Source organism: Flavobacterium sp. YO64, from assembly GCF_004119505.1.
Lineage (GTDB): Bacteria > Bacteroidota > Bacteroidia > Flavobacteriales > Flavobacteriaceae > Flavobacterium > Flavobacterium oncorhynchi.
Window position 1 is genome coordinate 35,312 of the sequence record NZ_NRQV01000009.1, and the last position, 12,697, is coordinate 48,008.

The 12,697-nt window shown below is 32.1% G+C and carries 10 protein-coding genes; 5 read left to right on the forward strand and 5 right to left on the reverse strand.

What is annotated here, in order from left to right:
* Positions 1-35: 35 nt before the first annotated feature.
* The 4 genes from BOW57_RS08230 to BOW57_RS08245 form a co-directional block, all read right to left on the reverse strand.
* A complete protein-coding gene (locus BOW57_RS08230) occupies positions 36-3,251 on the reverse strand; it encodes a TonB-dependent receptor (RefSeq protein WP_129053723.1) in 3,216 nt (1,071 codons plus the stop codon).
* 294 nt (positions 3,252-3,545) lie between these two features.
* On the reverse strand, positions 3,546-4,913 hold the full coding sequence (locus tag BOW57_RS08235) for a HAMP domain-containing sensor histidine kinase (protein WP_241687414.1): 1,368 nt from the start codon (positions 4,911-4,913) through the stop codon (positions 3,546-3,548).
* Positions 4,903-5,595 carry a response regulator transcription factor gene (locus BOW57_RS08240; RefSeq protein WP_089055021.1) on the reverse strand — a complete coding sequence of 231 codons (693 nt, stop codon included), beginning with the start codon at positions 5,593-5,595 and terminating at the stop codon, positions 4,903-4,905. The genes BOW57_RS08235 and BOW57_RS08240 overlap by 11 nt, the downstream gene beginning before the upstream one ends.
* 34 nt (positions 5,596-5,629) lie before the next feature.
* The gene (locus BOW57_RS08245; protein ID WP_129053724.1) at positions 5,630-6,547 is read right to left on the reverse strand and encodes a bestrophin family protein; all 918 of its coding nucleotides are present in this window, start codon (positions 6,545-6,547) and stop codon (positions 5,630-5,632) included.
* Positions 6,548-6,768: 221 nt separating this feature from the next.
* Between BOW57_RS08245 and BOW57_RS08250 the strand changes: the two genes are divergently transcribed.
* Complete coding sequence (locus BOW57_RS08250) at positions 6,769-7,524, forward strand: polysaccharide deacetylase family protein (RefSeq protein WP_241687415.1); 756 nt, start codon at positions 6,769-6,771, stop codon at positions 7,522-7,524.
* 73 nt (positions 7,525-7,597) lie between these two features.
* Here the strand turns inward: BOW57_RS08250 and BOW57_RS08255 are convergent, their stop codons facing one another.
* On the reverse strand, positions 7,598-10,222 hold the full coding sequence (locus BOW57_RS08255; RefSeq protein ID WP_129053726.1) for a phosphatidylglycerol lysyltransferase domain-containing protein: 2,625 nt from the start codon (positions 10,220-10,222) through the stop codon (positions 7,598-7,600).
* 374 nt (positions 10,223-10,596) lie between these two features.
* Here BOW57_RS08255 and BOW57_RS08260 point away from each other — a divergent pair, with 374 nt between their 5' ends.
* The 4 genes from BOW57_RS08260 to BOW57_RS20870 all read left to right on the forward strand — a co-directional run bounded on the left by BOW57_RS08260 (position 10,597) and on the right by BOW57_RS20870 (position 12,655).
* Positions 10,597-11,118, forward strand: a complete 522-nt coding sequence (locus BOW57_RS08260; RefSeq protein WP_089055025.1) for an RNA polymerase sigma factor — start codon at positions 10,597-10,599, stop codon at positions 11,116-11,118.
* A 46-nt stretch (positions 11,119-11,164) separates the two neighbouring features.
* Complete coding sequence (locus BOW57_RS08265; protein ID WP_089055026.1) at positions 11,165-11,374, forward strand: hypothetical protein; 210 nt, start codon at positions 11,165-11,167, stop codon at positions 11,372-11,374.
* Between the two features lie 12 nt (positions 11,375-11,386).
* Positions 11,387-12,232 carry a FecR family protein gene (locus BOW57_RS08270; protein ID WP_129053727.1) on the forward strand — a complete coding sequence of 282 codons (846 nt, stop codon included), beginning with the start codon at positions 11,387-11,389 and terminating at the stop codon, positions 12,230-12,232.
* Between the two features lie 144 nt (positions 12,233-12,376).
* Positions 12,377-12,655 carry a hypothetical protein gene (locus BOW57_RS20870; RefSeq protein ID WP_241687416.1) on the forward strand — a complete coding sequence of 93 codons (279 nt, stop codon included), beginning with the start codon at positions 12,377-12,379 and terminating at the stop codon, positions 12,653-12,655.
* Positions 12,656-12,697 lie beyond the last annotated feature (42 nt).

Consider the following 12,697-nt stretch of genomic DNA (forward strand, 5'->3'; position numbering starts at 1 on the left):
CTGAAGGATAATCAAAAAAAATCAAACAAAATCTTTTAGAACGAATATCTAAGTCCAAGCTGTCCTTGGAATCTTGAGGCTAATTGATCTACAGTATAAGGTGCTGACGTAGGTTTTTGGAAAGTATAAGTAGGATCGCCAGTAGCAGTTCCTCCAATATTTCCTGATTTTGTTAACCCAAGACTTGCTGTTGAATTATAGGTATTTGGAACAAAATAACTTCTTCCCCAATCTTTATTGATTAGATTACCAACGTTTGCCATGCTGAATGAAATTTGGAATGTACCAACTTTATTAACTTTGATTTCGTCCATTAATTTCAAATCAGCTTGAATGTTCCATGGTGTAGTATCGCCATTTCTTTGTGTGAATGTTCCTCTTCTGCTTTTCAAATAATCATGTCCATTTATGAAAGCTTCGTAGTCTGCAACTTGTTGTGCTGCTGTAGCTGAAGGAACTCCTGCTGCATTTACTCCAATATATTTTGCTGCTTCTGCGGCATCTTTAAAAATGTAAGTCAATCCTGCTGCTTGTCCAGTTCCTGCAATTGTTGAGTTTACAAATCCCCAAGAGAACGGATTTCCTGATTGTGCATTAAAATACACATTTGCAGAGAAAGTGTTATTATCAGCAAGTTTTACAGCGTATCCAACATTAGAAACAATTCGGTGTTTAATATTGAAATTCGAAGTTGCTAATTGCGGATCATTTGGCGTTAAAGATTGGTTCATTTGGAAGTTACTTTCCATTGAGTTACGAATTCCGTTTGTAACATCTTTAGAATCTCCGTAAGTATAAGCTACCATGAAGTTAAGACCAAAGTCATACGTTTTTGTAATCATTTCAGTAATGCTGTATCGATATCCTTTACTTGTATTTGAAAGTAAGTAAGCATTTGAAAATGCAGGATTGATATTTGAGGCGTAAATAGGCATTTGATGATTTGTATCGTATGAGAAATAGTATGGATTATCTGTTTTATTTACTTGTTGAAATTCTAAATCACGAATTACTTTTGTATACATTCCTTCAGTAGTAAATTTATAACCGTCGATAATTTTATCAATTGCAAGTGTGTTTCTTAAAACGGCTGGCATTTTAAATTTATTATCAATTAAATCTGCTTGTACTTTTGGTGTTGCATCATGATAACCGTTTAAGCCATTAGCTTTTAAAGGATCTCCCGCAACAGCTACTTGAGCTGGAGTTAAATTATTTTTATCGTAGCTTCCGTAACCTACACCATCATTATAATAAGCATATCCTAACCACGCAAAAGGAACTCTTCCTGTAAATACTCCAGAACCACCTCTTAAAACTAGAGTTTTGTCTTCGTCTACGTTATAAGTAAATCCAACTCTTGGCGAAATTAAAGCAGTGCTGAAAAAGTTGTTTTTTATTTGGCTTAAAGGCGTATAAGAATATGTAGTTCCATAGTTTGGATCGGCTGGAGAGTTTTGAACTTGCGAGCTTAAATTTGGCTTAGTCGGCATGTCTGTATAATCAACTCTTACTCCAGGAGTAACTTTTAATTTACTGCCAATTCTAATTTCGTCTTGCACATAAACACTGTAAAGGTTTACTTTGAATTTTGCGTAAGGATTATTAAAGATCTCATCTCTTGTTGAACCGTCGAACGGATAAGTACCACGAACACGAGTAGGCAGTTTGCTATAGAAATCTGCAAGAGATTTATAAGAAACTCTTCCGTTAAGAGCATTTACAAAACCGTAGTTAATATCGTAGAATTCGTTGTGTGTACCAAACAATAAAGTATGATTTCCTGTTTTGTAGGTTAGGTTATCTGTAATTTCGGTTGTGTTTTGTTTCATGTTAAAAACAGTCGCTTCACGATCATTTCCTAAGAATATTGTACCTCCATTATAACCAATTTCTGTTTGGGGAAACATAATATTGCTTGATTTTGGATCACGATAATCTTTAATAGCTGAATAACTTGCAATGAAGGAGTTTGACCATTGGCTGTTGAAATGGCTTTTGAATTCTAAAACAGTACTTATTGCTTGATTTTTTTGTGTAAAATCCATACTTGAGAATCTGAAGTTTGCTGCATCACGTTCTAGGTTTGAAGCTTGAGAAACTACTGTATTATTTCGCAACGAAAGAGAATGTTTATTACTTATTTTCCAGTCTAATTTATTGAAGAATTTTTGACTTTTAGAAAAGTTGTTGTAAGAACCATAAGTTCCTGAATCAAAACCGTAATTGGTTTTTACAAAATTTGATATTTGTTCTGCTGTTGCATTATCGATCAACGAAGTTACTTTTCCGTTTGCATCAGTTTGTCCTGCATTGTAAAATAAAGGGTCAGTTCTTTCAGCATATTCCATATTAGTAAAGAAGAATAACTTGTCTTTTACAATTGGAAGTCCTAATCTAAAACCAACTTGGTAATCTCCAAAAGCATTTGGCATTTTTGAGCCGTCGCTAGCATTATTTGGTCCTGTGATTGCGGCGCTTCTTCCGTAACTGTAAATAGATCCGCTTACTGTATTTGTACCGCTGCGTGTAACAGCATTTACACTTCCTCCTAAAAAGTTTCCAAGTTTAATATCATAAGGAGCAATATAAACCTGAATATCTTGTATAGCATCTAAACTTATTGAGTTAGAGCGTGTACTGCTTCCCGGCATACCTGAAGTACCAGATTGACCGCCTAATGATGGACTAAAACCAATTGCATCGTTATTGATAGAACCATCAATAGTTACGTTGTTGTATCTAAAATTGGTTCCTGCAAATGAGTTGTTTGAACTTTGTGGAACTAGTTTTGTAACATCCTGAATTCCTCTGTTGATTAATGGAAGTCCATTTACTTGTTTTTCGTTAATATTGGTTCCGTTATTTTTAGAAGATGGTTTAGAACTTGTAATAACAACTTCTGCCAATACAGTATTATCTGCTTTATTAACTACAATAGCAGGTAAATCGTTGTCACCAAGAGCTAAATGTATATTTGCATTTGAATAATCTTTAGTGTCTGGGCTTTTGATTTCTAATTCATAAGGACCTCCAGCACTTAAATTCTCGAAACTGAATCGGCCTTGTTTGTCTGTTACAGCTTTGTAAACTGAGTTTGTAGGTAAATGAGTAAGCGTTACTTCGGCCTCAATTAAAGGACCTGTTCCGTCATTAACTTTTGCAGTTAAAGATGAAGTTGTAATTTGAGCAAAAATGTTTCCTACAGTAAGGAGCATTAAAGCCGAAAAAAAGAGTTTTAGTTTTGTCATTATTTTTAGTTTTTATTTGACAAAGAAACTCAGTTTGTTTCGATCGGATTTAACGTTTTTGTTAACTTAAAATGATAAAACTATTCCGTGTTATCTTAAAATTACTAAGGTGTTATTTTAATGAAAATGATTTAACGCTTTAAAATCAATACTTTGTGTAAATGAATGAAAATTAATAGATTAGAGTTAGGTTTAAAGTAGATTAGAAAAAGATTAGAGTGTTAATTCAATGTTACGGATTGTAAAAAGGAGTGAAATAATTTAATACAGGTTTCTTGAAAAATGAAGATTTTTTTAAGGAAACAAAAGAGAAAATGAAGTGCCTTTTTTGGGTTGAGAATCTACCGTTATTTTGATATTATGAAGTTTTAGTATCTGCATGGTTATAAAAAGTCCTAATCCTTGTCCTTGTATATGACGTGTATTATCACTTCTAAAAAAAAGATCAAAAATGGCATCTTTATCATGATCTGAAATTCCGGGTCCCTGATCTATAATTTTTACTAGAAGTTTATCATTTTCTGAAAAGGCAAAAACATTCACTTGCGCAGGCGATGAAAATTTAATGGCGTTGTCTAAGATATTGTACAAAGCTATAAATATCATGTGTTTATTGACGTAAACAGAAAGTAGATCTTCATGATTTGCGATGGCGTCTAAATTTACTGAAACTTTAGATTTAGGATATTCAATCGCTTTTTTCTCTAGAACATTCCACAGAATTTCATCTATTCTCACCGTTTCCATCTGCTGCGGTTCAGAAAGTTCAAGTCCAGATAATACTAATAAACCTTCTAGCGTAGCTTTTAAGTGTAAAGTGTCATTTCGGAGTGATTTTAGTATATCCTGATATTGCTCGTTTGTTCTTGGCTGCTGCAGAGAAACATCAATATCACCAATAATGATAGTAAGCGGTGTTTTTAATTCGTGAGAAGCATTTTTCAGAAAGTTTTTCTGAATCATAATCCCGCTTTCTAATCTTTCTAACAGATAATTGAACGTGGTTGCCAATTCTTTAATTTCGTCTTTATCGCTGGTTTGTGGAATTTCTAATCTAGAATGAAGATTTTCTGTGGTTATGGTATTTACTTTGGCAATAACTTCTTCAAATGGACGAAATGTTTTTCTTGACAAAAAAGTGCCTAAAAAGTAGTTTAAAGGTATGCCGATTAAATAGAACAGTAAGAACATTAATCCTAATGTTTCAAGCTGTCTATTGCCGGCACGATCAATTCCTGAAACAACAATTATAAAATCTCCTTGATTGTCTTTGTAGAATAATCCAACAAATTGTCGGTCATTAATAGTAAACGACGTCATTTTATTTTTGATTATATGATCTAAATATTGATCATTTAAATCAATATCAATATTGTCGCGTAAATAAAGCTTTTTGGTTTTGGCGTCGTAAACCCGAATAGATTCGTTGTCGATTTTATTGTATTGAATTTCAATCTGTCGATAACGCTCGTTGTTGATTTCCTTAATTTCATCTTTTTCAAAGTAAAAAAGGGCAGTAGTCATGGCATGATCTTCAAGAGTATCAATGTACAAATCTTTCATATGACTTTTAAACAAGAAAAAAGCACCTGCCATAAGAAGTCCCACCGTAAAGGCAAAAAGCAGAGTAGAATTTAAAGATAGCTTGTTTTTAAGATTCATGACTCTTTTGTTTGAGCATATATCCTGTTCCTTTTATAGTATGAATTAATGGAACTGCGAAGTTTTTGTCTATTTTATTTCTCAGATAATTAATATAAACGTCCACCGTGTTTGAGGTTGAATCAAAATCGATACTCCAAACAGCTTGAGCAATTGCAGTTCGAGATAAAGCCTTTTCCCGATTCTTCATAAAAAAGATTAAAAGTTTTAACTCTCTGGATGAAAGATTTAATTCCTTTCCGTCTCTCGAAGCACTTTGTTCTTTCATATTAATTTCGACTCCGGCATACGATTGAAAATCTAGAATTCCGTTACTAAATTCGGCACGACGAAGCTGAGCGTTTATTCTTGCCAGCAGTTCTTCAAACATAAAAGGTTTTGAGAGATAATCATCGGCACCGGCTTGCAATCCTTTTATTTTTTCTTGTGGTGTATCTAGCGCACTTAAAATGAGAATTGGAACTATAATTTTTCTGCTTCTTAAGGCTTCGCAAACTTCAAATCCTGTTATATCAGGAAGCATAATATCTAGAATGATAATATTATATTCATTTTCAGTAACTTCTTTTATGGCTTCAAAACCTTTTGCTATTGTTTTAACTTCATAAAGATGTTCTTCAAGTCCTCTTTTAATAAAGGAAGCAACTCTTGGATCGTCTTCAACTAATAATACTTTATTCATAATTAGATATAATTGTAATGCTGGCTATTATAAACTAAGAAATACAATAGTCATTTGAGTTTTTTATTGGAGTTACTTTTTTATTGTTCAATTCTAAAAGTGTGTTTTCGATCATTTGCGACATTGCATCTAGAGCAAGATCATTGGGCTGAAGTCCAAAAGGATTTTCTAACTCATCAGCAATTGCTTCAAGTGCAACAAAGGTATAGGCAATAAATACAATTATAAATGGTGTAATCCATCCCATTGTTTCTACAAAACCAAAAGACAATAAAAAACAATAAATATAAACGGTTCGATGTAATAATACACTATAAGTATAGGGAATAGGTGTGCTAGCTATTCTTTCGCAGCCGCCAACTATATCGGAGAGTTTGTTTAGGTTTTCTTCAAAAGCTAGTTGGGTAATGCTGTCAATCTTGTTTTCAGATTTGGCATTTTTTACCCAAAGACCTAATTCACGTAAAATGATGATAGGTTTAAATTGTACTTCTTTAAGTTGTTCTGCAAGTTCTTTTGGAAGCAGTCGCATCATATCATGTGCGGAATCTGTTTCTCTAAGTTGATGTTTTAAGCTGTAAACAAAAGCAATAAGTAAGTTAAGAAAGTTATCACGTTTTGCTTCATAAGTATTATCATTAATCAAAGTAATGCTTTGTCTGGCTAAAGATCGAGTATCGTTAAGCAGTGCGCCCCAAAGTTTTCGACCTTCCCAAAATCTGTCGTAACTTACACTGTTTCTAAATCCGAGGAAAATTGCCAGTGCAATACCAAATAAAGTAAAAATGGCAGGATTTATATGTAAGTTGTATTGAATAAGATAAGGCTTAAAATAAACTACTGCAAAAGAGAATAACAGCAATAATACAAGTCTTGGAAGGAGCTGAGGCAGAACCGAACCTTTCCATTCAAAGAGCATTTTAAACCAAGTATCTTTTTTCTTTATAATCATTTAAAACAGGAGAAATTATTGACCATAAAAATAGTTAAAAGTACAACCTGTTACAAGAAAAATAATAGAGAATATAGTATAGTATTATTTATATCATGTGTAAGTAAATGATTTCAGAAAAAGTTTATATTTGGTTCTTAAATTTATCATTTAACAAAGTAATCAAAATTTTATTGTTAACTAATTGATCGCAGTTTATGAAGTTTTTTTTAATCAAAACAATGGCATTTTTTCTGTTACTAACTTTTTTAGGCTGCGACAGCAAAAAGCAAAAACCAGAACCAAATTCTTATGCGGCTGGCGTAATTTTATCTTTTGATGATGCTTATGTTGATGAATGGTTTGAGGCTGATCAGGCTTTGAAGAAATATGGATGGAAAGCCACTTTTAATGTGTGCAGAATTGATTCTATTGGAGCTCCTCAAATGAAAAAACTGCTGCAGCTTCAAAAAGAAGGACATGAAATTGCAGGCCATGGTTATCATCATTATAATGCGGTAAAATTTGTACAGAAAAACGGAATTGATGCCTATATGAAGCAGGAAATTGATCCAATGATTGTTTCCATGAAAAAGAAATCTTTTAAGGTGACTTCGTTTGCATATCCTTATGGAGAAAGATCGGATGCTCTTGATAAAGCATTATCTGCCGATTTTAAAATTATTAGAGGAAGAGCTTTTGGAGGTGAAGTTCCAGAAAAACAGGATAGTTATTTTAATAATAAAAAAATAGTATTTGCTTTTGATATTGATAACAGTCATATTCATTTTAGTATTCCTTATGTTTTAGAATTACTTGATTATGCTAAGAAAAATAATAAAATTTTGCTTTTATGCGGTCATAAACCAGTGAAAGACGTAACCGAAAATTATCAGGTAAAAATTGAAACTTTGGAGTTTATCTGTAAGTATATGAAACAGCATGATCTTAAGTTTTATAAATTATCTGATTTAGATGATCTTCTTCCTCAGAAATAAATAATAGTAAGAGATTATCTTTAATAATCTAAAAATCTTTGTTTTTTTGACTTTAAGACTTTTTACTTTCTACTCAGCTTTTAATTACTTTTGCTAGAACCTGCGGAATTTGAAGCAGATCGTAATCATCATTAAAAACAATATATTGATTGTGCCACGATGGAGAGAATTTGTCCTTGAAATCACGAAGACCTTTATAATGCGAAAATGATTTTAGTTTTTCGTACGCGTATTTCATTGACTTTTCTTGAATAGTCTGCGGGTTTTCTATTCCGCTCATTGGCGCAAGACCAAGATCTACAAAGGAAACATTTTGTGATTTTAAATGATTAAAAAGTGTTACCATCATAAAATCGATAATACCATTTGGTGCATCATTTGTTTTTCGTATTAAGTCGTAAGTACTTTCATTTTTCTTATAATCGGGAATGATATTTAAAAACGCAAGAATTTTACCTTCGCTATTTTCTACCGTAATAATAGTTTGTTTTTTGAGTTCTTCCCAAAGAAAAATACCCTGAGAAAAAAGTACTTCTTTTCGTGAAGTTTCGATAAGCCATTGATCGCTTACGGCTTTTATTTGCTGTAGTAAACCATCTTTTATTGGAGGCTCATTAATAGCAGCTCGCAAATCTAAATCGGTAATTTTTTTTATAGAGTTACGTAAAGACTTTCTGTTTTGTCCTTCAAGATGAAACTCCTGTAAATCTACAACCGCAGCCTGCCCAACAAAAAAGTATTTTTTACCCATTTGGGTATACATTTTTAAGTTTGCTTCTGGAATGCGATAAAACATACTTCTTAGTCCATAATCATAGCAATATTTATCAAATTCAAGAATGCAGGAACGGATTTCCTGTTCATCACGTCCAACGGGGTTTTCTAGTACAACTGCAAAGTTTCCTGATAATCTATAAGAAAGAAACGCATTTTGATTCTTAGAAACAAAAAGCAGTTTATCAAAATAGGTTTTGAAATAATCTAAACTTGAATTACCGTATTGTTCTAAAAGCGCAGAGGCAGTTTCTTTTTCTTGTACAGTGACAGTGTTTTTTAGAATCGAAGGTTTTACCAATGTAAAAATTAAGAATGCAAAAGAAAGAAATCCGCTAATTTTGAGTGATAGTAAAAAGTGCATCGCAAATGTTCCTGTTGGATGCAGGTTATCACTGCCAATTAAAAAATAGTTTTGAAGTGTATATCGAATAGATTCCATAAAGCTAAAATCAATATCAAAATGTTTTTTATCGAAGAAGTAAAAGCCAAGAACTCCATAAATTAAAACGGCTAATATGCTTAATAATGAAGTTTGTAAACCAATAAGTCCAAGTTTTGGATTGGTTTTTATATAATATTCTTTTCGCGTTGCAATTAAAACACAAAGTACTAAAAAAGCTATAGTAGATTCTTCAAAATCAATGGCTTTAGTTAAGTTTCCAATTAATGAAATTATAGATAATAATACGGCAAACCACCAAGCTATTCGAAGTCCTTTTAGCATAAAAGCTGCCGTTACCAATAGAAATAAACCTGTTGTGAGCACCAAATAGTTTGAGGTATGTATGGCTTCAATAGGCAGAATATCTTTAAGAGTCAAAAGTCTGCTGTGAATGGCAGGCGTTGCAACCGAAATAATATTTATAACACCAAGTACAAACAAAAGCAGTGCAGGAACTATTCGTAAAATTAGTTTTTGGATTCTTGAAGCAAACAAAAATACGGCGGCAAGCAAAGGCAGCCAAAATTCGAAAACACGATAGAATAGTGTTATTGCAACGGCTTCCATATTATTAAAACCATATTTTATTAAAATATAACTCATAGAGACTTCGACGGCGCCAAGACCTCTTAATAAAGGAGAGACTATTAAAAAGATCACGGCAACTACATAGGCAACTGAAGCGGCTAGGAAGGAAGCTTCTAGCTGCATTGCTTTCATACCGATATAGATATGTATAATTCCAGTAAGATCAATTAATAAAGAACAAAGTACAATTTTAAGAAAGCTTTTTCTATTGATTTTATGCTGTTGTAAATCGCTTAAAAAAGGTTCTGTTTTGGGGAAGCTTTTCAGCAGAAACTTGTAAAAGCTCCCTTTTTGAATTATCGAATTGATTAAAACAAAAAGTAATGGTAGAATAAAGATAAGAAGTCCTAGAACCAGCCATTCGCTGTAGCCAATGCTTCCCTTCAGCAGAGAAAAGAGAAATAGAGGTATTGCAAGAAGTACGACTGATAAAATTCCAACAAATCCGTATAAAGCAGAGGCTAAATGAATTTCAGTTTTGGTTGTTCCTTTTTTTGATAAACGTTCAGTAAAGAACAAAAGTGAAGTGATGCCGCCAGCAGGGAGAAATACGCTAATAAAGTTTCTTTTTATAAACAGGGCATTTGCATCTTTCCAGCTGATTTTGGCGCCAATAGCCGAAAATGAAACGACATATAATAAACCTTGAAGAAAAATATATAGAATTGTAACAAGTAAGGCAATAAGAATCCATTGCGGCTGGGCTGCGGTTATGCTGTTTTTTATTTGATACAACTCACTTTGTTCTTCTTTTATAAACCAAAAAGCAATTATAAAGAAAACTAAGGTCAAAGTAATTTGACCTAACAATTTTCCGTTTTTTAAGAAAAAAGCAACAATTTGTTTTTGGAGCGAGTGGAAAGTAGTTTTGGTTTTGTTTATCTCTTTCATAAGAAAAGGACTTATTTATTTTAGGATTAAAACAATCTATAAGTTCTGTATTCTATAATTTTTTAACTCTTTTTTTAAAGGAATGATTGCAAATGTTTAAAACTGAATTTTAAAAAGAAAATAACAGTTAAAAATACGCTTATTTTTTGTAAGATAAAAATTTGTGTTTTTTAGAATTGTTATAGCAAATGAAGTAGAAAAGAGTGCTTTTTTTGTACTATTTTCTTTTCAGGTTGACCATTTTTCAAATTAAATTCCTGTACTTTGCATCTTAAGATTTACTTAAGAAAAGAAGTAAAAAAGTCTAAGCTGTCGTTTTTTAAATGCAATATTATTTAAGACATTGAGTTAAGACTAATTATCGTATTTGCATTATGGACAATAGAAAGTTTATATTAAGTTTAAAAAATGGTAATGAGGAGGCTTTCAAAAAAGCGTATCTAAGTTATTATGATAAGCTTATTAGTATTGCCAAACGATTTGATTTTACAGTTCTTACTCCACAGGATTTTATTCAAGAAACTTTTTTAAGACTTTATAATAAAAGAGAATTACTTAATGAGGATGTTTTGTTTGACAAGCAATTGTTTACGATATGTAAAAATATCATTATAAATCATGTTAATAGAGAAAACAAAGTAATTCAACTTGATTCGTTACGATTTGAGTTTGAAGAGGAAGATACAGATACCACAGTTTTTGAAGAAAGAAAAGAAAAACTGTATAACTTCATAAATCAGCTTCCTGAACAACAGCAAAAAATATTTACACTACATAAACTGGAAAACCTTAGCTATAAGGAGATTGCAGAGCTTACAGATCTTTCTGAAAAGACTATTGCCAATCATATTTATCTTGCCAGTAAATTTATTCGAAAAAAAATAGAAGATCATTAGGAACTTTTCTGTTCTCGTTTGTTATATATAAAAAAGAGAACTTAAAATGCATATTGAATCTTATAAAACAGATGTAAAAAGCAAGGAAGACGCAAGCTTTATGGTTGCGCTTTTGCAGTTTATCATTTCTGATTGTATCATGAATTTTGATTTGGAGGATTCTAATAAAATTCTTCGAATTGAAACCAATAGAGAAATAAAAGAAATGGTTTATGGCGTTTTTAATAAACAAGGATTTCATTGTCAAAAACTTTAGCGCTCAAAAGATATGAATGAAAAGAAATTAGAGGAAGAATTGAAAAAAATATGGGACGAAACTCCTGTTGCGCATTCTGATAGTGAAAAAGAAGCTTCTTGGGAAGCCTTTCAGGCAAAAGCATTTCCTATAAAAGAGAGGAAGTTTAAGCCATGGCGTTATTATGCGGCAGCGGCAGCGGTGCTGGTTTTTATTTTCATTGGTACAGGAATTTACTTTAATAAAGATGTTACGGCCAGCAGTGTAAATCTTGCTGGAATTACAATCGAAAATTCGACTTCAATATTAAAAATTGTGGCATTGCCAGACAGTTCAAGTGTAGAATTGAGCCCAAATTCTAAAATTGTGTACGCCAACAATTTTGCTGTTGACAGAAAAGTTGAAGTTACTGGTCGTGCCTATTTTAAAGTTAAGAAAGACAAAAAGCATCCGTTTCAGGTTTTTTGTAATGAAACAACAACTACAGTTTTAGGAACTTCTTTTACAGTTGAAGGCTATACTAATAAAAGTGTGACTGTTGAGCTTTTTGAAGGAAGTGTTGAGATGAGTGTGAAAAACCAAGATAAGAAATGGATACTTAAACCAGGTGAAAAATTTACTTACGGAGAAGAAACTGCTTCAGTATCTCACTTTAATAGATTTACAGATTTTGATAACGAAAAACTCAGCGTTGTCTGTACTTACATAGAAACAAATTATGGTTATAAAGTGACTATTCCTGAAGAATATCAAAGCCAGAGAATCACAGTACGAATAAATAAAAAAGAAGATTTAAAAACAATTGTTCAATTAATATCAGAAATGTATAACCTAAACTTTGAAGTAAATGAGAAATTAAAGCAGATTACTTTTCAGTAGAAAAGAAAAGGATGTCCTAGCCGCGAAACTAAACATCCTTCCCATAGTCAAGACAGCACGAAGCTGTCTATTTAATAATATTCAAAAATACAAAATTTCATGAAGTGTATAATTTCAGCATGCTTTTTTTTATTCAGTTGGTGTATGTGTGCCCAAAACATAAGCGTAACTGTAGATCAAACAGTAACATTAAAAGAATTTTTTAAGCAAATTGAAAATCAAACGGATTATAAATTTGCCTTTACGGATCAGATAAATACCAATCAGAAGTATTTTACTCAAAAAGGGGTTTATAACAATGTCGAAATAAAAGAGCTTATTAATCAGCTTAATAAAACGGCATTGGTTCAATTTTCGGTTGTAGGTAATAATATTTTCGTAAAGCATAAAGCTGCAAAAACAACTAAAAAAAAAATAAGCTGACAGGACAAGTTCTCGATGAAGACAAAGAACCTGTTATTGGTG

Excerpts from the sequence above, each read along its gene's own strand:
- BOW57_RS08230 (WP_129053723.1), bottom strand. The coding sequence starts at position 3,251 with ATGACAAAACTAAAACTCTTTTTTTCGGCTTTAATGCTCCTTACTGTA.
- BOW57_RS08235 (WP_241687414.1), bottom strand. The coding sequence starts at position 4,913 with ATGAATCTTAAAAACAAGCTATCTTTAAATTCTACTCTGCTTTTTGCC.
- BOW57_RS08240 (WP_089055021.1), bottom strand. The coding sequence starts at position 5,595 with ATGAATAAAGTATTATTAGTTGAAGACGATCCAAGAGTTGCTTCCTTT.
- BOW57_RS08245 (WP_129053724.1), bottom strand. The coding sequence starts at position 6,547 with ATGATTATAAAGAAAAAAGATACTTGGTTTAAAATGCTCTTTGAATGG.
- BOW57_RS08250 (WP_241687415.1), top strand. The coding sequence starts at position 6,769 with ATGGCATTTTTTCTGTTACTAACTTTTTTAGGCTGCGACAGCAAAAAG.
- BOW57_RS08255 (WP_129053726.1), bottom strand. The coding sequence starts at position 10,222 with ATGAAAGAGATAAACAAAACCAAAACTACTTTCCACTCGCTCCAAAAA.
- BOW57_RS08260 (WP_089055025.1), top strand. The coding sequence starts at position 10,597 with ATGGACAATAGAAAGTTTATATTAAGTTTAAAAAATGGTAATGAGGAG.
- BOW57_RS08265 (WP_089055026.1), top strand. The coding sequence starts at position 11,165 with ATGCATATTGAATCTTATAAAACAGATGTAAAAAGCAAGGAAGACGCA.
- BOW57_RS08270 (WP_129053727.1), top strand. The coding sequence starts at position 11,387 with ATGAATGAAAAGAAATTAGAGGAAGAATTGAAAAAAATATGGGACGAA.
- BOW57_RS20870 (WP_241687416.1), top strand. The coding sequence starts at position 12,377 with ATGTGTGCCCAAAACATAAGCGTAACTGTAGATCAAACAGTAACATTA.